Source organism: Brevibacillus sp. HB1.1 (genome assembly GCF_013332445.1).
GTDB classification, from domain to species: domain Bacteria; phylum Bacillota; class Bacilli; order Brevibacillales; family Brevibacillaceae; genus Brevibacillus; species Brevibacillus porteri.
The window spans coordinates 227,783-252,294 of record NZ_JABMIV010000002.1 but is presented as its reverse complement, the minus strand read 5'-3'; the positions used below and the strand labels follow the sequence as shown (position 1 = coordinate 252,294).

At 44.7% G+C, this 24,512-nt stretch carries 11 protein-coding genes and 1 other annotated feature; of the genes, 7 read left to right on the top strand and 4 right to left on the bottom strand.

The window, feature by feature from the left end; genetic code table 11:
* Positions 1–198 precede the first annotated feature (198 nt).
* Together HPY27_RS06070 and tyrS are read left to right on the top strand one after the other, a co-directional pair.
* A complete protein-coding gene (locus HPY27_RS06070) occupies positions 199–1,698 on the top strand; it encodes an ATP-binding cassette domain-containing protein (protein ID WP_174224582.1) in 1,500 nt (499 codons plus the stop codon).
* Positions 1,699–1,773: 75 nt separating this feature from the next.
* Positions 1,774–2,003: a binding site (T-box leader), on the top strand.
* Between the two features lie 58 nt (positions 2,004–2,061).
* Positions 2,062–3,330, top strand: coding sequence for a tyrosine--tRNA ligase (gene tyrS / locus HPY27_RS06065; RefSeq protein ID WP_017248464.1), 1,269 nt, complete (start codon positions 2,062–2,064; stop codon positions 3,328–3,330).
* A 49-nt stretch (positions 3,331–3,379) separates the two neighbouring features.
* Here the strand turns inward: tyrS and HPY27_RS06060 are convergent, their stop codons facing one another.
* From HPY27_RS06060 to HPY27_RS30060, 4 genes are all read right to left on the bottom strand, one after another.
* The gene (locus tag HPY27_RS06060) at positions 3,380–4,600 is read right to left on the bottom strand and encodes an MFS transporter (RefSeq protein ID WP_174224581.1); all 1,221 of its coding nucleotides are present in this window, start codon (positions 4,598–4,600) and stop codon (positions 3,380–3,382) included.
* A 31-nt stretch (positions 4,601–4,631) separates the two neighbouring features.
* Positions 4,632–5,372: a MerR family transcriptional regulator gene (locus HPY27_RS06055; protein WP_254612838.1), complete on the bottom strand. Its 741-nt coding sequence runs from the start codon at positions 5,370–5,372 to the stop codon at positions 4,632–4,634.
* A 92-nt stretch (positions 5,373–5,464) separates the two neighbouring features.
* Positions 5,465–5,920 carry a hypothetical protein gene (locus HPY27_RS30065; RefSeq protein WP_254612837.1) on the bottom strand — a complete coding sequence of 152 codons (456 nt, stop codon included), beginning with the start codon at positions 5,918–5,920 and terminating at the stop codon, positions 5,465–5,467.
* 231 nt (positions 5,921–6,151) lie between these two features.
* Positions 6,152–6,532: a hypothetical protein gene (locus HPY27_RS30060; RefSeq protein ID WP_254612836.1), complete on the bottom strand. Its 381-nt coding sequence runs from the start codon at positions 6,530–6,532 to the stop codon at positions 6,152–6,154.
* Between the two features lie 74 nt (positions 6,533–6,606).
* On the opposite strand from HPY27_RS30060, the gene HPY27_RS06045 reads away from it, so the two are divergent.
* The 5 genes from HPY27_RS06045 to tycB all read left to right on the top strand — a co-directional run bounded on the left by HPY27_RS06045 (position 6,607) and on the right by tycB (position 24,476).
* Positions 6,607–7,023 (top strand): MarR family winged helix-turn-helix transcriptional regulator, encoded by a 417-nt coding sequence (locus HPY27_RS06045; RefSeq protein ID WP_174224580.1) that lies wholly within the window; start codon positions 6,607–6,609, stop codon positions 7,021–7,023.
* 3 nt (positions 7,024–7,026) lie between these two features.
* Positions 7,027–8,217, top strand: coding sequence for an MFS transporter (locus HPY27_RS06040; protein ID WP_017248469.1), 1,191 nt, complete (start codon positions 7,027–7,029; stop codon positions 8,215–8,217).
* 259 nt (positions 8,218–8,476) lie between these two features.
* Positions 8,477–9,625: an AI-2E family transporter gene (locus HPY27_RS06035; RefSeq protein ID WP_174224579.1), complete on the top strand. Its 1,149-nt coding sequence runs from the start codon at positions 8,477–8,479 to the stop codon at positions 9,623–9,625.
* A gap of 708 nt (positions 9,626–10,333) precedes the next feature.
* A complete protein-coding gene (tycA, locus tag HPY27_RS06030) occupies positions 10,334–13,612 on the top strand; it encodes a tyrocidine non-ribosomal peptide synthetase TycA (protein ID WP_174224578.1) in 3,279 nt (1,092 codons plus the stop codon).
* A gap of 94 nt (positions 13,613–13,706) precedes the next feature.
* Complete coding sequence (gene tycB / locus HPY27_RS06025; protein WP_174224577.1) at positions 13,707–24,476, top strand: tyrocidine non-ribosomal peptide synthetase TycB; 10,770 nt, start codon at positions 13,707–13,709, stop codon at positions 24,474–24,476.
* The last annotated feature ends 36 nt before the right edge of the window (positions 24,477–24,512 follow it).

The following is a 24,512-nucleotide window of genomic DNA, read 5'->3' as shown; positions in this document are numbered from 1 at the left end:
ACAAGAAGCCAATTTCACCCGCAAATTTATATCTTGAATTCCTGTATGGTTTATTTTCCATATAGCGTTTTCTAGAACGAGAGCAAGATGCTTCTGTTTATTGGACAGAAGCATCTTTTTTTGTTGTCAAAAAAGGGGGTGATACAGATGAACAAAGAGTAAAGGACGAGAAATGGAAAAACGAAATGGGGAATCCAAATGGTTGAACTGCACAATATCACGATCACCACCAAAAAAGACGGCAGGCCTCTCATTCAAAATTTGCATCTGACCCTGCAAAACGGTGACAAGATTGCCATCATCGGGGAAGAGGGAAATGGAAAAAGCAGCTTATTAAAATTGATTTACGCAGAACAAATGATTGCCGAGTATTGCACATTTGAAGGGAAAGTGTTGAGAAACGAATGTTCCATGGGTTTTCTTTCACAGGAGCTATCGGACGAAGAAAAACAAATGACCATTGCCGACTTCTTTGCCGAAAATCAATGGACCAAAGAACTGGTAAGAGCGATGGATGATCTCGGCATTCATGCATTGGATTCAGATAAAAGGATGGGTGTTCTGTCCGGTGGTGAGCGTTTCAAATACCGCTTTTTAAGTCTGTTGGCACAGAAGCCTGATGTTCTATTACTGGACGAACCCACGAATGATTTGGATATTCAAACAATGGAATGGCTAGAAGAATTTATCCAACAGACGGCTATTCCTGTCATATACGTATCGCATGACGAAACATTTATTGCGAATACAGCAAACGGTATCCTTCATATGGAACTGACGAAGCGCAAACAAGTACCCAAATATACGTTTTCAAGAGAACCATATGAGAATTACCTCGCGAATCGTGAGAGCCACTTGAACAAACAAGAGCAGATAGCCAGAAAGCAAGCTACTGATCATCGAAAGCAAATGGAGAAATGGCATGACGTTTGGAATAAGGCAGAACATCAACATCGGAACGTATCCCGCTCAGACCCGCGACTGCAAAAGAAAATCAAGTCTCTGAAAAATCAAAGAGAGCGTATGGAGAAAGCATCGGAAACGTTTCTAGAGGCACCAAGTGTAGAAGAAGCAAGCGAATTCCGATTTGATTCTGCGGTACATGTGCCTGGTAGTAAACAAATCCTCGAGTTTTCATTGGAAGTACTGCAAATAGCGAACAAACAGCTATCGAAACAGATTCATTTATCGATCAAGGGACCAGAAAAAGTCGCGATTATTGGGGAAAATGGAATCGGAAAAACGACGTTGTTGAAAAAGATCATGGATGAGCTAGTCCAGCACTCGTCATTAAAGATCGGTTACATGCCCCAAAACTATGAAGACCGACTGGTTTCAACGAAAACACCGATTGAATTCTTGGAAAGAACCGGGAATAAAGATGCGATTACCAAAGCGTATACGCATTTAGGCAGTATGAATTTTACAAAAGAGGAGATGCATCACCCCATTAAAAACTTATCTGGGGGACAGAAAGCGAAATTGCTTCTGGTAAAAATGATTTTGGATCAGTGCGAAATATTAATACTGGATGAACCGACCCGAAACTTTAGTCCTTTGACGACTCCTGTTCTGTGCCGCGCCTTAACGGCTTTTGACGGTGTGATTATCAGTATTTCGCATGATCGACGGTATTTACATGAAGTCGCAACAACTGTTTATGAGCTAACTGCCGAAGGTCTCATGAAAATAAAATAAAGGATAGTGGCGGAATCATTGCTACATGGTTGACATTGCTATTTGAATTCAATATACTGACTTTAATTTCATATGAAACATACGTTGAAAGAGCCCAGTAGCAGCTTATTCCCTGTTCTAGAAAGCCGGGGGTTGATGGAACCCGGTACACAATAAGCGAGCGAATTACACTCTGGAGTATCTCGGGTAATGCCGAGCGGAATCGCGAACGATAACTCGCTACGAGTGGCATGAATGGCCTGCGTTAACGCTTGGGTCCATTGGTGCAAGATGGGTGGTAACACGGTTATTCAATCGTCCCTATGTCTACAATAGACAAGGGGCGATTTTTTGTTTTTTTACCATAGGAGATTGAAGGAGTGTATGGCAGTGAATATTATCGACGAACTCGAATGGCGCGATGCCATCAATCAGCAAACAGATGCAGAAGGACTGCGAGAATTAACGAATGAAAAAGCAGTCTCGTTATATTGTGGTGTAGATCCAACAGGTGACAGTATGCATATCGGTCACTTGATTCCTTTCATGGTACTGAAACGCTTCCAACTAGCTGGTCATCGTCCGGTCATTTTGATCGGTGGTGCAACAGGTACAATTGGCGATCCGAGCGGCCGTCAATCCGAGCGCTCTTTGCAAACACTGGAACAAATTCAGGAAAACGTCGACAAACTCACCGCACAGATGAAAAAGCTGTTCATTACAGAAGGCGACAACCAAATCCGTTTGGTGAACAACTACGACTGGACGCATAAGATCAATGTCATTGAATTTTTGCGGGATTACGGGAAAAACTTCAGCATCAATACGATGCTTGCCAAGGATGTTGTATCGAGCAGACTGGAAAGCGGCATTTCGTTTACGGAGTTTTCCTATCAAATTCTGCAATCGCTGGATTACCTGCATCTGTACAAACATGAAGATGTTCAGCTGCAAATTGGCGGCTCCGACCAATGGGGCAACATTACTAGCGGTCTCGATCTGATTCGCAAAAAAGAAGGATCAGAAGCAAAAGCATTCGGTCTCACCATTCCTCTGATGCTGAAGGCAGATGGTACGAAATTCGGGAAGACAGCAGGGGGAGCCATCTGGCTTGATCCAAACAAAACAACACCATTCGAATTCTACCAATTCTGGGCAAATACCGATGACCGCGATGTTGTGAAATACTTGAAATACTTCACGTTCCTTTCTAAAGAGGAAATTGACGAGTTGGCTGAAAAAGTACAGACTGAGCCACACAAACGCGAGGCGCAAAAAGCGCTGGCGGAGGAAATGACGAGATTTGTACACGGTGAGGAATTGCTGGAGCAGGCGAAGCGTATTACAGCAGCTTTGTTTACTGGTGATATTAAATCGCTATCGGCAGATGAGATCGAGCAAGGTTTCAAAGAAATGCCGACGTACGAATCTACGCTCGAAACGAAGAACATCGTTGACTGGCTTGTTGAGATCGGCATTGAGCCATCCAAGCGTCAAGCACGTGAGGATATTACAAAAGGCGCTATTTCGATGAATGGCGAGCGGGTTTCCGATCTGGAACTGGAAGTAACGCCAAGTCTCGCTATCGGCGGTCGCTTCATCATTATCCGCAAAGGCAAGAAAAACTACAGCTTGGTAAAATTGTCTCAATAGATGAAGGAATAAGAAGCTTCCCTGGAAACCTGAAGGGAAGCTTCTTCTTTTAATTGCATGATTTTCGTGTTTGACAGTCCTCCAACGTATGATTGTGGAAGGACAGCGCTTTGCGATCTAAACTATAGCTGATAAAAGTCAGCAACGATGCTACGATCGCGACAATCGCACCAACCCAGGAAACATCAATGAGTTCCCGGTTTGTCGTAATAAATCCACCCAAAGCTGATCCGAGGGCGATCCCAACATTGACTGACACAGGAGTTAATGAGGAAGCCAAATCTCTGGCAGCCGGGAAATGTTTATCGGCCAAATCAATAAAATACAATTGCATCGTGGAATTCATGATATAAACGACCAAGGCCATAAATGATAAGCTGATGAATCCACCGAGAAGGGTATGGGACGAAACATAAAGAGATGCGAGAATAGCGGCTTGCATCAGATACACATACCGAAGCTTTCCAATCCCGTTGTGAGCTGCCAGTTTTCCACCAATCAGCGTGCTAAAGATCGAAATTACCCCGTACAGTAAAAATACGAGACTAATCGTTTGGTCCGGCACGAAGAGCACTTCTTGCAGCAAAGGAGTTAAATACGTATATACCGTATAGGTTGCTGCGATACTTAAAGCCGGGATAAAAAAAGCGATGATGATACGTGTATGGGTCAGTAACCCGATTTGTTTTTGCAAGGAACTGCTCGATCCCTTCAATCCTTTTGGGATGGTCACTGCACTGGCAAGGAGAGATAGGACGCCTAGTAGAGCCGCAAACCAAAAGGCCATTTGCCAACCTCCCCATTGCCCAATAAAAGTACCAAGTGGCACCCCAATAACGCTGGCGATCGTGAAGCCCGAAAAAATGATCGAAATAGCGGTCCCCCTTTTCTCAGCAGGCATCGTTTCACTGGCAACCGCCATGGCAAGTGCAATCAAAACCCCGGTCACAACGGCAGTCAAGATTCTGGAAACAAGAAGCAATACATACGTCTCGGATAGGGCAGTTAGAATATTCCCTGTAATAAAGATGCCGATCAACGTAAGCATGAGTGGATACTTGGCAAATCGGCTGAATATCGCAGTTAAGATCGGTGTACCGATGGCAAATGAAATGGCAAAGGCTGATACGAGCGATCCTACTGTTGAAATCGAAATGCCCAACTCGAATGCCACATCACTAAGCAGCGAGATGATGACAAATTCACTCGTACCTAGAACGAAGGTCAATATAAATAAGGTAAAAGTTAAGGACTTTTGCTGTCTGTTCAAAAGCTGAATCTCCTCTCCACATGTTCGATTGTTAAGCTTTTTCTACGGCAATCTGGAGCTCGGCGACATAAGAGTCCGGGTCTTTGGGATTTTCACGACGAACACAAATTTCACGACGCGGCTCATTCTCTTTGATCCGGTATCCATTTCGTTCAATCCATATCGCCAATTCGACACTCGCAGTGCAACGGCATGTCGTCCGGCAATGATGGATGAGTGTAGCCATCAACGGAATTTCCGGCAATCGCTTAACGGTAAAAGGTGGTTCGGTCTGCAAATCGTGAGTAAGCAAACGCGCCACTTCCACATCCATGTTGTCATCGTACTCCTCACAGCCATGCCAAAGAACCATTCTGGAGAGAGAAGATTGACCTGAACGCCCCATATAATCGTCCAGCTTTTGAAAAAGCTCCGGAATTTTATTGAACGGCGTTCTTTGACGATAGGATAGGACAAGTTGAGGTTCTACTTTTTTTAGAATAACGTCATGCGAAGACAAGCTTTTCTCTTCATTTTCGATGGCATACAGACGATCGTTGATCAGATTCAGTCTTGCTTGCTCCTTATCCAGAATGGATTGAATCTCGCTTTGCTTGATTCGAAACATCCCCCTGATTTGTTCGAGTGGGATTTGCTCGCTCATCATCTGGCGAATTTGATCCAAGGAAAACCCCAATTCTTTATAAGCCAAAATCCGATTAAGCTGAAACATTTGGTCAGCCGAATAATACCGATAGCCTGAAAATTTGTCGGTATGAGCTGGCTTAAGCAAATGAACTTGATCATAGTAAACGAAGTGTTTTGACGGAGACTTGACTAATCTTCGCAAATTCACTGATTTAAAACATGGGGCAACCTCCATACTTACGTTTTTTCTGTACCGAGTATAACTTTCCAGTTAAGGGGAGAGTCAAGCGGCAAGGGAAGGGGAATGGGCAATAAAAAACCGGTGGGTTTCGATACCACCGGATGTGACCGATGTGAGAATGAATTGGTCCGTTCATCGTTTGCACGATATTCGGAAGCGTGGCGGACTTTTCCGACTTGATTCGTAGAGCCTTGCTGTACGTATCTGTGATCATTCATGTGATCCAGATTGACGATGAGCTGTTTTTGCGTTGCATTCAATTCAAGTGACGATACGTTGGGAGCATGGTACAAAAAAGCTGATTGCTTCCCTTGACCGAATTTCGCACCTTGGCGATCCAGCCAGTAAGAAGCTTGGAACTTCTGTGTGTCCACTTTCCGGTTCTTGCGGTATACCTCTGTTACATTTGGTTTGAAATGCAGGGCGAACGCCTCTCGAAAAACCTTTGCCACTTGCTTGTAGCTGGTTTTTACAGTGATATCGATGGCAGGGCTATTTTTTTGCCATTCATATTGTGTAGTAACCACTGAAATCGGAGTATGAGCTGTGACGATGACTGTGTTACCAGTAGCCGTCTTCTGTGATCCACCTTTACGTCATCCCATTTGCGAACTCAGTGGCTGCCCCGTTTGATAAAAATGTTCCGGTCGATAACTTTCGTCGTAGCAGGCGAGAAGTACACGTCATTTCCACGGACGGCAGTTACTTTTGCCTGATGGACAAGCGGAGTATTCATTCTGCCGCCAAACGATTCGGAGCGAAATTTCGATGGCTGCTCCTGGTTGAAATGCTGGACTTTGATCCAACGTTATTTGAGTGGCTCCTTTCGGAAGGGAAGGAGTCATTGCATTGTAAATCGTGCCATATTCGGCTTGGTACTGAATGGAAGAGAGGATTTCATTTTTCGCCAGATCAGTAATGCGGACATTGCCTGCCTCATCCCAGATGAACACATAATACGGATTTTGAAAGGAGGACTCCTTCGCAAGCGTAGGTATTGGAAAAGAAAGTACCAAGAATAGCAATAATAAGAAGGGAATGGCGAAAAACCTTTTTGCCAGCATGATTTAGACCTTCTCAAACAGCAAGAATAGATATATAATTAATTAAATTAATTAACTAATACAAAGGAGCTAACATGTACCCGTTCTTTTCAAAAGTCGCATTCACACATCGTATGTACAATAACCAATTGCAAGAGGAGTTACTTCCATTCGGTATATCCGTCACGCAATGGGCGTTAATTCGTTATTTGAAAAATAACGGTTCTGCTACTTTTAGCGACGTCGCCGATTATTGGCAAGTAGAGAAGCCGGCCATAACACCCATTGCGCAAAAATTAGCCGCTCGTGAAATCATTTCGATTTCATCTGGATCAGACAAACGGCAAAAAATTATGTATTTGTCAGAGAAAGGTGAAGCGCTACACAAGACGATTATGGAAGCGACTGATCCGTTCTTGGAAGAAATATTGGAGGGCATCTCACCAGAAGAAAGAGACGCAGCATCCACAGTACTCGAAAAAATAATCATGAACCTAAAGAGAAGAGGGTAAGCAGTGAAAAAGGATAGGCTTTGGACGAAAGAGTTCGTTATTGTTTCTTTCATCAATTTTCTTTTGACACTTATGTTTTTCTTACTAATGGTTACGATTGCTTCTTATGCCAAAACAGAATTTCACGCTTCAACTAGTTCAGCAGGATTGGTTTCCAGTATCTTTATCATTGGCGCTTTGATTGGTCGATTACTAACCGGTAGAGCTATTAGTCATATTGGTACGAAAAAAACGCTTTGGATTGGGTTAGGATTTTTTGCTGTCACTTCGTTGCTTTACTTTTTTGCAGTCCATATCAGCTTTTTACTGGTCAATCGATTGCTGCAAGGGATTGCCGTTGGTATTGCCAGTACAGCAACAGGTACCATTATTGCTCAAATCTTGCCAGCGTCTCGCAAGGGTGAGGGGATTGGCTATTACAGTTTAAGTGCGATTTTAGCCACTGCGATTGGTCCTTTTCTCGGCATGATCTTATTGCGGCTTGAAAATGGTTTCACCTGGATCTTTACGATGAATGTTGTGTTTTCCCTGATTTGTTTGATGTTTTATGCCATGGCAAAAATCAATGTTCCGCTTGCTTCCGCAAATGTGAAAGAGGAAGCAAAAGGTTCTCTGCTTTCGAAATTCATCGAGCCGAAAGCCTTGCCGATTTCATTCATCGCCTTAATAATCGGCTTCAGCTATTCGGGTGTCTTGTCATTTCTATCGTTTTATGCGGAAGAAATTAATCTGTCCTCAGCTTCCAGTTATTTCTTCTTGGTGTATGCCATTGTCATTATCCTTTCGCGACCATTCTCAGGAAAGCTAATGGACGCAAGAGGGGCGAACATCGTGACATACCCAAGCCTGGTGATATTTGCGCTCGGGATGCTTCTATTCAGTCAAACCTCAACTTCCTGGATGCTGCTGCTATCTGCTGCATTAATTGGAGTAGGCTTCGGTAACTTTAACTCCATTGCCCAAACCGTAGCTGTGAAGGTAACAGCTCCGCATCGCTTTGGATTAGCAACCTCTACGTACTACATTTTGTATGATCTAGGATTAGGAATCGGGCCCTATCTGCTCGGTTTTATCGTACCGCATACAGGATATCGTACGATTTTCGTCGGGATGGTTGCCTTCATCCTTTTCAGTATCCCGCTTTATTACTGGCTACACGGAAAACGAGATCGGGAATTGATGCGTGCTGCCTAACTCATCCAAGTAAAAAAGGGGGAGTTTGGCCCCCTATAGAAGATATGCAGGCTGCCTTTAGTCGGTAGCCTGTTATTTTTTCCGCAGTCTTTTTGATACGCATGATTGTGGAAAGTTCGAGGGAAGTTTTAGTGAAAGTAGAAAAATGATAACGAACGGTTGAAAATCATAGTATACTTTTGGGTGGACATATTAATGGAAAAGTTTATGAACAAACAGATCAACTTAGAACTCACTAAGGTTAGGAGTCAACTAGAAAATGATGGAGAAAGTACACTGGCGAGATATAAAGAAGTACATAATGATCGCGACTTACACCGTATTGCTGTTTGCTGTGGTCTGGAATTTTCCTTCTGTAAAGTCATTTATCTATGAAATATTTGACTTATTAGATCCTGTGATTTATGGGATTGCCATTGCTTACATCTTGAACATTTTAATGAGATTTTATGAAGAAAGACTTTTCTCACCCCTTAACCGCGGTAACAATCGAATCTGGTTAAAAGTAAGGCGTCCTTTTTCAATCCTGTTAACGCTGGCGACTGTCCTGGTATTTTTTACATTTCTCATGTGGTTTATTGTCCCTCAGCTTCTCACGAGTATTTCCATGCTCGCGTCAAGTATTCCGAATGACATGCAATCATTAAAGGCTTTCGTCGATGGTTTTGCAGAGAGATTTAACTTGTCCGGCGATTTATGGAATACACTTATGGAGAAGTGGAATGAAATTGTAAATAAGTTCGGCCATTTTTTCCTGACTTCCATCCCTGTATTACTGACGTATACGAAAATGTTTACTGTTAGCTTTATCGATGTCATCATGGGGCTGATGTTGTCCGTCTATTTGCTCCTCTATAAGGAAAAGTTGACGCTCATTGCGAAAAAACTCGTTTATGCCTATTCGTCAAAAGCAAAGGCGGATCGGGCTGTAGAAATTGGACAAATCACCAATCGAGCTTTTAGTGGCTTTATCTCAGGCCAGCTAACAGAGGCTCTCATTCTTGGCGGGCTTTGTTTTGTGGGGATGTGGGCGTTTAACATGCCGTATGCACTGCTTGTGAGTGTGATCATTGGTGTAACGAGCATCATTCCGATTTTTGGTGCTTATATCGGGACGATTCCGAGTGCCTTTATTATTTTAATGATCGATCCAGTGAAGGCTATTTGGTTCTTTGTCTTTATTCTTGTCTTGCAGCAAATCGAAGGTAATTTTATCTATCCAAGAGTGGTAGGTAATTCAATCGGATTGGATGGCTTATGGGTGATAGCAGCCTTATTGGTTGGGGGAGCATTGTTCGGGTTGATGGGAATGCTGCTAGGAATCCCTGCCTTTGCCGTCGTATATACCCTCGTCAGAAGCACGACAAATAAGCGACTGAAGGACAAGAATATTATCCTGAAAGAATAGGTGTCCACCGTTTCAATTCCTCAATGAAATCGTAAATCTAAAGGCTCACACTTTCGAATGAAACCAGAAAGTGTGAGCCTTTTTTGCAGGGATTGAAGAGTGGTTTGGGTAAAAAGTAGCACAATTAACAAAAAATACCTAATTTTTAACTGATTTCCAAAACACTCTCTGTTATAATGAATAACAGTTTCTCAAACAGGTGCATATGAATACGTTATTCTGCTGGATTGTAAGGAGGTGTGCAGGCCAGCACATTAGTTTTCAGGTAATGTATTTTTTCCATTCGAATTGGTCAGGATTCATGTCCTGATTCCATTAGTCTAGAGTACCAGCGCACATGTTTCGACCAAAAAGTGGAAAGTGACTTTTGTCCTGAAAACCGCTTTGAGCAAACAGGGAATTATCCCCATTGTGAAAAAATGTAAAATCGAGGAGAATTTGTAGGTGAAAATTGGTTCATGACCATAGTAATATAGAAATGGTTAATACTTACAAAAAAGATACAAAAACCCACATATTTTGTTACATTTGGCCATTATATTAAATGGTGTTGATGAGGGAGTTTCCCATGTGATCCATTCGTCACTGAGGCTTCATCTTCAGATTTAGCGGACCATTTCCTTGCAGTTTCGTTTACCTGTTTGGCCATCACATTTTATTGTCACACTTCATGATAGACAAAAGTTTGCCAATTATCGGAGGGGACACATGTTGGGAAATCATACCAATCTCATCGACTTGGAGCGGGAAAAAGAACAGGTAGCCTTGTTTAATGATACAAAGGCTGAATATCCACAGGATAAGTCGATTCATCAGTTGTTCGAGGAACAGGCAGAAGCTGTGCCACACCGAGTTGCCATCGTTTATGAAAATGAGCGATTAACTTACCAGGAGCTCAACAGGAAGGCTAACCAATTAGCAAGAGCACTGATCGAAAAAGGGATAACAACAGATAGCATCGTCGGTGTGATGATGGAGAAATCCATTGAAAATGTGATAGCTATTCTGGCCATCCTCAAGGCTGGCGGAGCGTATGTTCCCATCGATATCGAATATCCCCGAGATCGGATTCAATATATCCTGCAAGACAGTCAAACCAAAATCGTCATCACCCAGAAAAACGTCAGTAACCTTGTTTATGACGTCGGATACCGTGGTCCTGTAGTCGTACTCGAGGAAGAACAGCTGGATTCTCGCTCGGATTCCAATCTTCACTTGCCAAGCAAACCTACTGATATGGCGTATGTCATCTATACTTCAGGCACAACCGGCAAGCCGAAAGGAACCATGCTGGAGCATAAAGGGATCGCTAATTTGCAATCATTCTTTCAAAATACGTTCGGTGTAACACCTGCAGACAGGATTGGACAGTTTGCCAGCATGTCTTTTGACGCATCGGTATGGGAAATGTTCATGGCTTTACTAACCGGTGCCAGCCTCTACATCCTTTCCAAACAGACGATTCATGATTTCATCAGTTTTGAAAACTATTTGAATAAAAATGAATTGACCATCATCACGTTGCCACCCACTTATTTGACTCACCTCAACCCAGATCATTTTACAACACTTCGCATCATGATTACGGCAGGTTCAGCTGCTAACTTCCCTTTAGTAAATAGATGGAAAAATAAAGTTAGGTACGTGAATGCATACGGACCTACGGAAACAAGCATTTGCGCGACCATATGGGAAGCACCTTCCAATGTGCTCCTCAACCAAACGATCCCAATCGGTAAACCGATTCAAAATACGTACGCTTATATTGTCAATGAAGAGCTACATTTGCAGCCAATTGGCAGTGAAGGCGAATTATGCATAGGTGGAGTAGGCTTAGCCAGAGGATACTGGAATCGTCCAGATTTGACCGCCGAAAAATTTGTAGATAATCCGTTTGTTCCAGGAGAGAAGATGTATAGGACAGGTGACCTGGCCAAATGGCTGCCGAATGGAGAAATCGAGTTTCTCGGCAGAATCGATCATCAGGTGAAAATCAGGGGTCATCGGATTGAGTTGGGAGAAATCGAGTCCGTTTTGCTGAAACATGAACAAATAAAAGAGGCAGTGGTAATCGCTAGGGAAGACCAACACGATCAACCCTATTTGTGCGCTTACTATATTTCGCAACTGGAAGTAACTCCTGCGCAGATCAGAGAATTTGCCGCTCAAAAGCTACCTGCGTACATGCTTCCTTCTTATTTCGTGAAGCTGGATAAAATGCCGCTCACGCCGAATGACAAAATTGATCGCAAAGCATTGCCAGAACCTGATGTTACTGCTGAGACAAATCCTGCTTACGAACCTCCCAGAAATCAGACAGAATCGATTCTCGCAACCGTTTGGCAAGAGGTATTGGGAATCGAGAAAATTGGAATTCGCGATAATTTTTACTCACTTGGTGGGGATTCCATTCAAGCGATCCAGGTCGCTGCTCGTTTGCATGCCTATCAACTAAAACTAGACACGAAAGATTTGCTGAATTACCCGACAATTTCGCAGGTTGCTCTCTATGTCAAAAGTACGACGAGGAGAAGCGAGCAGGGAATCATCGAAGGCCCTGTTACCTTAACGCCCATACAACAATGGTTCTTTGAAAAGAACTTTACAAATATGTTTCATTGGAATCAATCGTATGTGTTGTATCGTGAACAGGGATTTGAGCCTGAAGCCATCCGTAAGGCCTTAGATAAAATCCTTTCGCATCATGACGCGCTACGCATGGTCTATCGGAACGAGAATGGGAGAATCGTTCAACAGAATCGAGGATTGGGTAGCGAATTATACGATTTCCTTCAATATGATCTGACCTCGCATTCGGATGTCCAGCAAGCAATCGAAGAAGAGACGAAACGTTTGCATAGCAGCATGAATTTAGAAGAGGGACAGTTGGTAAAGGCAGCGCTGTTTCATACGCTCCAAGGCGATCATTTGTTTTTGGCCATCCATCATTTAGTCGTGGATGGAATCTCTTGGCGCATTCTGTTTGAGGATCTAGCAACTGCCTACAGTCAAGTTCTAGCAGGAAAAGAAATCGTTCTCCCAGAAAAAACGGATTCTTTTAAAAATTGGGCAGTATGGCTGAACGAGTATGCAAATAGTGATGAGTTGGTGAGAGAAATCCCGTATTGGGAGAATCTTGAATCAGAAGCTAGGCATGCTTCCCTTCCGAAAGACTATGAAACGAATGGCTGCAAACAGAAGAGTATCCGCAACATACAGGTCGGATTGTTAGCAGAGGAATCCGAACAATTGTTGAAGCAGGCCAATTCTGCTTATCAAACAGAAATTAATGATTTGTTACTGGCAGCGTTGGGGCTGGCCGTTGCAGAGTGGAGCAGGCTTGACCAAATCGTGATTAATCTGGAAGGGCACGGACGCGAGGATGTGATCGAACACGCTAACGTGACAAGAACAATCGGATGGTTTACGTCCCAATATCCAGTTTTACTAGATTTGAGTCAAATGAATCACTTACCTGAACATATCAAATGCACGAAAGAAAACTTGAGGAAGATCCCCAATAAAGGCATTGGCTATGAAATTTTAAAATATATGACAGAACCGGAAAAACGACGTTCCTTGTCCTATTCCTTGTCTCCCGAAGTGACGTTTAACTACTTGGGTCAATTTGACTCAGGCCTTAACAACGAATTGTTTACCCGTTCTCCGTATAGTTCAGGTAACTCGCTCGGTGCTGATGGAAAGAACAATCTGAGTCCCGATTCCGAGATTTATACCGCCTTGAATATTACAGGAAGAATGGAAGGTGGAGAGCTTCTCATCACGTTTACTTACAGCGAGGAGCAGTTTAGAGAAGAGTCCATTCATCAACTGAGTGAGAGCTATCGAAAACATCTCCGGGCGATCATCACTCATTGCTTGCAGAAAAAAGAAGTCGAACGGACTCCCAGTGACTTTAGTATGAAAGGACTTCAAATGGAAGAAATGGACGACATCTTTGAATTACTTGCCAATACACTTAACTAAATAAGCGCTTGCTAATATTTTGTGGGCAAAAACATGTTCTTGACTTACATTATTATGAAAATATGACAAATACAGTTGATATCGAGGTGCCGGAATGAGTGTTTTTAGCAAAGAACAAGTACAAGATATGTATTTATTGACGCCCATGCAAGAGGGAATGTTATTTCACGCCTTGCTAGATGAAGAACATAACTCTCATCTTGTACAGATGTCCATTTCGATTCAGGGCGATCTTGATGTTGGTTTGTTTACCAATAGCTTGCATGTGCTGGTAGAGAGATATGATGTGTTCCGCACGCTGTTTCTCTATGAAAAAATAAAGCAGCCTTTGCAGGTTGTCTTGAAGGAACGGCCCATTCCCATCCTATTTTGCGATTTAACTGCATACGACGAGCAAGAAAAGCAGCATCGCTACACACAATACAAAAGGAATGACCAAGAGAAAACCTTTCATCTGGCGAAAGATTCGTTGATGAGAGTGGCTATTTTCCAAATGACGGAGAGCGAATTCCAAATCATCTGGAGCTTTCATCACATACTCATGGATGGTTGGTGCTTTAGCATTATTTTTGATGACCTGCTTTCCGTCTATTTATCCTTAAAGAACGGGGCTCCAATTGCCCTCGATCCGGTGCAGCCATACAGCCAATTTATTCGTTGGCTGGAAAAGCAAGATAAAGAGGCTGCTCTCGCATATTGGAGAGACTATCTGGGACAATTTGAACAGCAAACTTCCTTGCCGAAGTTTGGGAAGTCTTCTAGCAATGCCTTTCTACCTGCACAATATCGTTTTGTGCTGGACAGCATGCTGACGCAGCAGCTTTCTGCGATCGCAAGTCAAAATCAAGTGACATTGCCGACTGTGATTCAAACCTTATGGGGGATTCTCCTCCAATCCTATAACGCTACGAATGATGTGCTATTCGGTTCTGTTGTAGCCGGGCGACCAACTGAAATCGTCGGAATCGACAAAATGGTTGGGTTGTTCATCAATACCATTCCATTCCGCATTCAAGCGAAAAACGATCAAACCTTTGCCGACTTGATACAGGCTGTGCACCAAAGAACACTGCAATCCCAGTCATATGAGCATGTGCCTTTGTACGATATTCAAAACGATTCCGTATTGAAGCAAGATTTGATCGATCACCTGATGGTCATCGAAAACTATCCGTTGGTTGAGGCCTTGCAGAAAAAGGCCTCGACACAGCAAGTAGGCTTTACTATTTCTGATGTCGAGATGTTTGAGCCTACCAATTATGACATGACTGTCATGGTAATGCCCAAAGAAGAGATTGCGATGCGGTTTGATTATAATGCTGCTGTTTTCGATGAAGCCTTTATCCAAAAAATGGCTGGACATCTCAATCAGATTGCGGCTTGCGTGGCAAACAATCCGAAGGTCACGATTCAACAGGTTACCTTGCTGACAGAAGCTGAAAAACAACAGCTAATGGACAGAAACCTCGATACTTCAGCGGCTTATCCAGCAAAAACCATGCACGAGCTCTTTATGGAACAGGTGGAAAGGACACCCGATCAGGTTGCTGTCATATTCGGAGAACAGCAGTTGACGTATCGGGAGCTAGATGAAAAGTCCAATCAGCTCGCCAGATTTTTGAGAGGAAAAGGGATTGCTGCAGACAGTCTGGTTGGTACGATGATGGATCGCTCCATCGAGATGATTGTAGGAATTCTTGGGGTTTTGAAAGCTGGTGGTGCGTTTGTACCGATTGATCCAGAACTGCCAGAAGAACGAATTGCCTACATGCTCGAGCATAGCGGGATTCAATTGGTAGTGACCCAGCATCATCTACTAGAGAAAGTCACTACTTCTACTGAAAAAATAGATATCAGCGCTCCAGCCATCTGGGAAGAGAGTAGTGCATCTGTCGAAACGATCAATCATCCAGATGACTTGTTTTATATTATCTACACTTCAGGAACGACAGGGAAACCAAAAGGCGTCATGCTTGAGCATAAAAACATGGCAAATCTGATGCACTTTACGTTTACCAAGACCAACATCGATTTTCATGAAAAAGTATTGCAGTATACCACATGCAGCTTTGATGTTTGCTACCAGGAGATTTTCTCCACGCTGCTTTCCGGGGGACAGCTCTATCTCATCACGAATGAGATGAGACGTCATGTAGAAAAACTGTTTGCCTTTATCCAGGAAAAACAGATCAGCATTTTGTCCCTCCCTGTATCCTTCTTGAAATTTATCTTTAACGAAAAAGATTATGCGCAAAGCTTCCCGCGTTGTGTCAAGCACATTATCACAGCCGGGGAACAGCTCGTCGTCACTCATGAGCTACAGAAATATCTGCGGAACCATTACGTATTTTTACACAATCATTACGGGCCGTCGGAGACACATGTGGTAACCACCTACACGATGGACCCAAGCATGGATATTCCAGAGCTGCCACCAATCGGAAAACCGATCAGTAACACAGGCATTTATATCCTGGATGAAAAGCTGCAGATGAAACCAGACGGCATTGTTGGGGAACTGTATATCTCTGGTGCGAACGTAGGGCGAGGGTATTTGCACAATCCAGAGCTGACTGCGGAGAAGTTTCTCGAGAACCCGTATCAATCAGGAGAAAGAATGTATCGAACGGGTGACCTCGCTCGTTGGCTGCCAGATGGCAATATCGAGTTTTTAGGGCGAATCGACCATCAGGTAAAAATCAGGGGTCATCGTATCGAGCTGGGAGAGATTGAATCGCACTTGCTCAACCACGCATTGATTAAGGAAGCCGTGGTCATCGATAGAACGGATGAGACAGGCGGAAAGTATTTGTGCGCCTATGTCGTTTTGACAGACGAAGTCAGTAACGAGGAGCTGCGTGCTTACTTATCACGAACGCTGCCAGAGTATATGATCCCTTCCTTCTTTATGAACTTGGAGCGGATTCCAGTCACACCTAATGGAAAAACAGACAGAAGAGCCTTGCCCGTACCTGAGGGGAATGCTTTTACGGGAGCGGATTACCTCGCTCCGACAACCGAACTGGAACAGAAAATGGCAGCCATATGGGAAAACGTACTCGGCGTGTCCCCGATTGGCATTCGGGATAATTTTTTCACACTGGGGGGTCATTCGCTAAAGGCGATTCATCTCATTTCCCGGATGCAAAAAGACTGCCAAGCAGATGTTCCGCTTCGCGTGTTGTTTGATAGACCAACCATTCAAGAAATCGCCAAGTATGTGGAAGGTGAAGAGGAAGGAACGTATCTCGCTATTCCGCGGGTCGTCATGCAAGAGCACTATCCTGTATCCTCAGCGCAAAAACGCATGCTGATTTTAAACCAGCTCGATCCGGATAGTACGGTGTACAATCTGCCCGTTGTGACGGTACTCGATGGGGAATTGAATGTGCAGCAGCTGGAGTATGCCATTTCCAATCTGGTGAGTCGTCATGAATCGCTGCGAACCTCCTTCCATACCATCAACGGTGAGCTGGTTCAACGCATCCATCAGGAATGCAAACTGCCAATCACTTACATGGAAGCGGCAGAAGAACGTTTGAATCAAGTCATCACGGATTTCATGCGTCCGTTTGATTTGGAAAAGGCTCCATTAAGTCGGGTTGGACTGGTCAAACTGGGAGAGCGGCGCCATGTCATGATCATCGATATGCACCATATCATCTCAGACGGAGTGTCTTCGCAAATCATCCTGAACGATCTTGCACAGCTCTATCAAGACAAATCCTTGCCAGAGCAACGCATTCAATATAAAGACTTCGCGGATTGGGAAAAGGGTCTGGCACAGACAGACGAATACAGAAAACAGGAAGCGTTTTGGACCGAGCGATTCGCTGGTGAAATTCCTGTTTTGAATCTGCCTTTGGACTACTCTCGACCGTCTGTTCAAAGTTTTGAGGGGATACGTTATTCATTCCGCACAGAAAAACAGCTGCTAGATGGCTTGCAACGAGTGGCGGCCGATACGGGGACTACGCTCTACATGGTGCTCATGGCAGCCTATCATGTTTTACTCGCAAAATACTCCGGGCAAGAAGACATGGTAGTCGGAACCGTGACAGCTGGAAGAACGCACCCTGACACCGAAAGCATAACGGGTATGTTCGTCAACACGCTGGCAATGAGAAATCAGCCGGTGGCAACCAAAAGCTTCAAGCAATTTTTACGAGAAGTGAAGGACAATACACTCGCTGCATTTGAGCATGGGGAATACCCGTTTGAGGAACTCGTTGAAAAGCTGGCGGTCAATCGAAATCGAAGCCGCAATCCATTGTTTGACACCTTGTTCATTTTGCAAAACATGGATGCCGATCCGATCAAGATCGAAGGCATGACAGTGACACCTTTCGTGCCAGAGGGCAAAATGGCGAAATTCGACTTGTCGCTCGAAGCAACCCAAAACCATGCAGGTCTCATGTTCTGCTTCGAATTTTGCACCAAGCTGTTCAAGCAGGAGACCATCGAACGAATGTCGCGTCATTACATCCAAATCTTGCAACAAGTCATCACGAACACGGACTTGGCTCTCTATCAGATGGAGATGCTCACCGAGCAAGAAAAGCAGGAATTGCTGGTCCATTTCAATGACACATTCAAGCCTGTTGAGTTGGAAAGCACACTTCCACAGCTATTTGAAGAACAAGTACTGAAAACCCCTGATCAAATCGCGCTGGTTTGCGGGGACAAACAGTTGACATATCTGGAGCTCAATAAGAAAGCCAATCAGCTTGCTCGTACATTACGGAAAAAAGGAGTAAAGGCTGACGAACGAGTTGGGATTATGACAAATCGTTCCTTGGAGATGGTGATCGGAATCCTCGCCATTCTCAAGGCTGGCGGAGCATACGTGCCTATCGATCCAGAATATCCGAATGATCGCATTGCTTACATGCTCGAAGATTGCGAAGCTCGTTTGCTGCTTACCCAAGAGCATCTTGGAACAATGGTTGTTGCTGGAGTGGAATGCCTGTATCTGGAGGATACGAGTAACTATTCTCGGATCACCACAAATCTTGACCCGATTCATACGGCTACCAATTTGGCTTATATCATTTACACATCGGGTACGACAGGTAGGCCAAAAGGCGTTATGGTGGAGCACCGCGGTATTGTCAACAGTGTGACGTGGAACAAAGAAGAGTTTGCCTTATCTGTCCATGACAGAGGTTTGTTGGCTCTATCCTTTGCCTTTGATGGTTTTGTCCTTACCTTCTTTGCGTTGATTCTATCCGGTTCAACTGTTGTCTTGACGAAGGATGAAGAAGCCAAAGATCCGATAGCGCTCAAAAACCTAATCTCAACATGGAGCTGCAGCTACACGTTATGCGTGCCAAGTTTGTTCCAAGCGATCTTGGAATGCAGCACCACCGATGAAATCAGTCCGATGAAAATGGCCGTGCTCGGGGGAGAAAAGCTATCACCGAAGTTAGTTGAGATGTGCAAAGAGATGAATCCGCAGATGATTGCTGTCAATGCGTACGGTCCGACAGAAAGCAGTGTTATCGCCACCTATCTGTGCGATACGCTCCCGGATGCTCCGATCACCATTGGACGGCCAATAGCAAACACAAGCATATACATCGTGGACCATTCGCACCAGCTGCTACCAATCGGTGTAGTGGGAGAGATATGTATAGGCGGACTCGGTTTGGCACGCGGATATTGGAACAAACCGGAACTTACCGAAGAGAAGTTTGTTTCCAATCCATTTGAGCCAGGTGAACGCATGTACAAGACCGGCGACCTTGGCAGATGGCTCCCTGACGGCACGATTGAATTCGCAGGACGCCTGGATGAACAAGTAAAAGTGAGAGGATACCGGATTGAGATCGGGGAGATAGAATCGGTTCTTCTCAGCTATGAAACGACAAATGAAGCGATTGTCGTTGCTTATCAGGATGGAAGCGGAGACGCGTATCTGACTGCCTATTTCACCGGAAAAGACAACATCTCGGAAGCGGCGCTTCGAACACATCTATCTCAAGAACTGCCAGCGTATATGGTACCGACCTATCTCGTTCAACTGGATGCTTTCCCGCTCACGCCAAATGGCAAGATCGATCGCAAAGCACTGCCGAAGCCTGAAGGAAAGCCTACAACAGGTGTGGAGTATGTCGCGCCTGCTAATGAAGTAGAGGCAACACTGGCAAAGATTTGGGAAAACGTCCTTGGCATCTCCGGTATCGGAGTGATGGATAACTTTTTTGAGCTGGGTGGACATTCTTTAAAAGCTATGACGATAGTGGCGCATGTGCATCGGGAGTTTCAAACCGATCTTCCTTTGAAGCATTTCTTTGAACAGCCCACCGTTCGAGCCTTGTCCAGTCTGATAGCAAACAGTGAGAATGCGCCAGATGCATCGATTCAACCAGCAGAACCACAAGATTACTACCCGGTAGCATCTGCCCAACAGCGGATGTACGTGCTCCATCAGTTGGAAGGCGCGGGTATCAGCTACAATACGCCTGGGATGATCATGCTAGAGGGTCAACTGGATCGCGATCAATTGGTGCATGCACTGCAAGCATTGGTAGATCGTCACGAAATATGGAGAACCTCCTTTGAGATGGTAGGAGATCAGCTAGTCCAAAAAATTCATGACCACGTGAAAGTGGAAATGGAGTATCAGCGTGCAGAAGAAGATCAGATCGATGAAATTTTCCATGCGTTTGTCCGTCCATTTGATCTGGCTGTTCCGCCACTGCTGCGCATGGGGCTCGTGCAAATCTCGGATGAACGTCATCTTCTCTTGTATGACATGCATCATATTGCTTCGGATGCCTCGTCTATCACGATTATTTTCAATGAATTGGCGGAATTGTACCAAGGCAGACAATTACCGGAGCTGCGTATCCAATACAAAGACTTTTCTGTCTGGCAAAAAGGCTTTAACGAGTCAGATGACTTCAAAAAGCAGGAAGAATATTGGCGCCATGCGTTTGAGGGGCATAACACTGTCTTGGAGATTCCGACAGATTTTCCACGCCCAGCTGTGAAAAGCTTTGAGGGTGATCAAATCGTACTTGCTACCGATAGACCTCTGCTGGAAGCTTTACACGCGCTGGCTGCGGAAACGAAAACGACAATGTTTATGGTTTTGCTAGCCGCCTACAATTTGCTGCTTTCGAAGTATACGGCGCAGGATGATATCGTTGTCGGAACGCCAATCTCCGGCAAGACACGTGCTGAGCTCGAACCGATTGTCGGTATGTTCGTCAATACGCTAGCAATCAGAAACAAACCGACAGCAGAGAAGACCTTCAAGGAGTTTCTGATGGAAGTCAAGCAGAATGCCCTGGATGCCTATGATCATCAGGATTATCCGTTGGAGAGTCTGGTTGAAAAGATTGGCATTCAACGTGATCCGGGACGCAATCCACTTTTTGATACCATGTTCATTCTGCAAACCGACGAACTGTACCAAAAAAGACTGGGTCAACTGACCTATCATCCTTATGAATCGACGAGCGCGCTTGCCATTTCAAAGTTCGACCTGTCTTTTCACCTGACTGAACGGGAAACAGACCTATTGCTGCGACTGGAGTACAGCACCAAGCTGTTTAGAAGAGACACCGTAGACAGAATGTCGCGTCATTTCATGCAAATTCTACGAAATGTTACGGCAGAACCTGATAAGCAACTTCAAGCGATTGAAATGCTGACGGCAGAAGAAAAGCAGTTGTTGCTGGTGGAGTTCAATCATACAGACAGAGAGTACACGGAAAACCAGACCATACAACAGCTCTTTGAGGAACTGGCAGCAAATACGCCTGATCAAACGGCCGTTGTATTCGAAGAGAATCAGATGACGTACCAAGAGCTCAATGAAAGAGCGAACCAGCTAGCCACCGTATTGCGTGAAAGAGGAGTAGGGCCATCGCAAATCGTCGTCATGATGGTAGAACGTTCCTTGGAAATGGCCATTGCCACACTCGCCATTTTAAAAGCTGGCGGCGCCTTTTTGCCGGTCGATCCGGATTATCCCGAGGAAAGAATCCGGTACATGATCGAGGACAGTCAAGCGAAGCACGTGCTAACTCATAATCATCTGACCCACAAGGTGTCCAGTCAGGCAGAAATTATCGATTTGGACGACGCAGGGAGCTATTCGTGGCATACAGACAATCTGCTTTGCATCAACAAGCCGTCTGATCTTGCCTATATCATTTACACGTCCGGTACCACTGGCAATCCAAAGGGCGTCATGCTGGAGCACAAAGGAGCGGCCAATCTGCAAGCGGTGTTCAGGAATCAACTTGGCGTAACGCCACAAGATCGGCCAGGGCATTTTGCAAGTATCTCTTTTGACGCATCGGTGTGGGATATGTTTATAGCTCTTTTGACAGGAGCGAGCTTGTATATCATCTCCCGCGATACGATCAATGATTTCCGCAAATTTGAGGAATACGTCCACAAAAACGGAATTACTATTCTCACGTTGCCGCCGACGTATGCCATTTATCTTGAGCCTGACCGTATGCCGTCATTGCGTATCCTGATTACTGCTGGATCAGCAGCATCTACCGCATTGGTAGAGCAATGGAAAGAGAAAGTGACCTATATCAATGGCTACGGCCCGACAGAGAGTACGGTTTGCGCGACACTCTGGAAAGCTTTGCCGCATGAACCAGTTAGTCAGAGCATTACGATTGGCAAACCTATTCAGAATACGAAGCTGTTCATCGTGGATGAACAAATGCAATTGAAGACAGTCGGTCAAATAGGTGAATTGTGCATCAGCGGGGTGTCGCTCGCCAGAGGATATTGGAATCGACCAGAATTGACGGCAGAAAAATTCGTCGACAATCCGTTTGTGCCAGGAGAGAAAATGTATCGCACCGGGGATCTGGCGAAATGGCTTCCAGACGGAAATATCGAGTATCTCGGCAGAATCGATCATCAAGTGAAGGTGCGCGGTCATCGGGTAGAGCTTGGCGAAGTCGAGAGTGCTCTGTTGAAATTTGAGACGATTATTGAGGCAGCAGCCATCACACATTTGGATGACCAGGGGCAACCTTACCTGTGCGCATACTATGTAGCTGATGGGGAAGCAAGTCCGGCTCAACTGCGAGAATTCATGGGAAAAGAATTGCCAAATTATATGGTTCCCTCCTTCTTTGTTCAGTTGGATAAAATGCCGTTGACACCAAATGACAAAATTGACCGCAAAGCATTGCCGAAGCCAAGCCACGAAGAGAAATCGGGCAGAGAATATGAAGCACCGCAAAACGAACTGGAACATTTACTTGCAACGACCTGGGAAGAGGTATTGGGAATTCAGCAAGTGGGAATGAAAGACAACTTCTTTGAATTGGGCGGAGATTCCATCAAAGCCATTCAGGTATCCACGCGATTGCACGCATCAGGGTGGACGCTGGCAATGAAGGAACTGTTCCAATATCCGACCATTGAACAAGTTGCTGCCCATGTCATACCGAACACCAGAGAGAGCGATCAGGGAGTAGTAGAAGGCGAGATTGGCTTGACGCCCATCCAGAAGTGGTTCTTCGAATGCAATTTCACTGACCGTCATCACTGGAATCAGGCTGTCATGCTGTTCCGAGAGGATGGCTTTGATCCGGGACTTGTTCAGCAGGCGTTCTACAAAATCGTCGAGCACCACGATGCGTTGCGCATGATTTACAAACTGGAGAATGAGACAATCACGCAAATCAATCGAGCGCTGACAGGTGAGCGATTCCGCTTCCATTCGTATGACTTGAAAGATCATGCAAATAGCGCAGCTCGTATTTTGGAGTTGTCTGATCATATCCAAAGCAGTATCGATTTGGAACAGGGACCACTCGTCCACTTGGCACTCTTCTCTACAACTGAAGGGGACCATTTACTGATTGCCATTCATCATCTGGTCGTGGATGGTGTCTCATGGCGCATCTTGTTTGAAGATTTTTCATCTGCCTATTCGCAGGCTCTCCACAATCAGGAGATCGTCTTGCCGAAAAAGACAGATTCATTCAAGGATTGGTCGGCTCAATTGCAAGATTATGCAGAGAGTGACGAGCTTTTACGTGAAGCTGCGTATTGGCACAACCTCGAGAGCGTGACCACGGCAGAAAAGTTGCCAACCGATTTTGTTACAGCAGATCGTAAACAAAAGCACACCCGTACAGCGAAGATCGAGTTGACAGCTCAAGAGACAGAAAACCTTTTACGTCACGTTCATCATGCCTATCACACCGAAATAAATGACCTGTTGCTGACTGCGTTGGGATTAACCGTGAAAGAGTGGGCAAATACCAACTACGCTGTCATCAACCTGGAAGGTCACGGTCGCGAAGATATTCAGAATGAAATGAATGTGACCAGAACGATTGGGTGGTTCACATCCCAGTTCCCTGTCGTGCTTGATATGGAAAAATCAAAGGACTTGTCATACCAAATCAAGCAAATCAAAGAGGACTTACGCCATATTCCGAAAAAAGGAATTGGCTACGAGATTTTACGCACGATGACGGCGGATAAGCTGCGTCCATCCCTGCAATTTAGCCTGCAACCGGAAATCAGCTTTAACTACCTCGGACAATTTGATTCGGATGTAAAATCAGGCGGACTTACTTTCTCGCCACTTGGTACGGGTCAGCTTTTCAGTCCAGAATCGGAGAGAGCATTCTTGTTGGATATTTCCGGCATGATCGAGGATGGAAAGCTCCAGATCAGTTTTGGTTACAGCAGTCTCCAGTATAAGGAAGAAACCATTTTGAAATTGGCAGACAGCTATCGGAATCACTTGCTCAGCATTATTGGGCATTGCATGTCAAAAGAAAATGGAGAATTGACCCCGAGCGATCTCGGAGATGATGACCTTTCCATGGAAGAACTGGAGAACATCCTGGAATTAATCTAATCAGGCGACATAAGAAATGCTATTCCTCCAATAAAA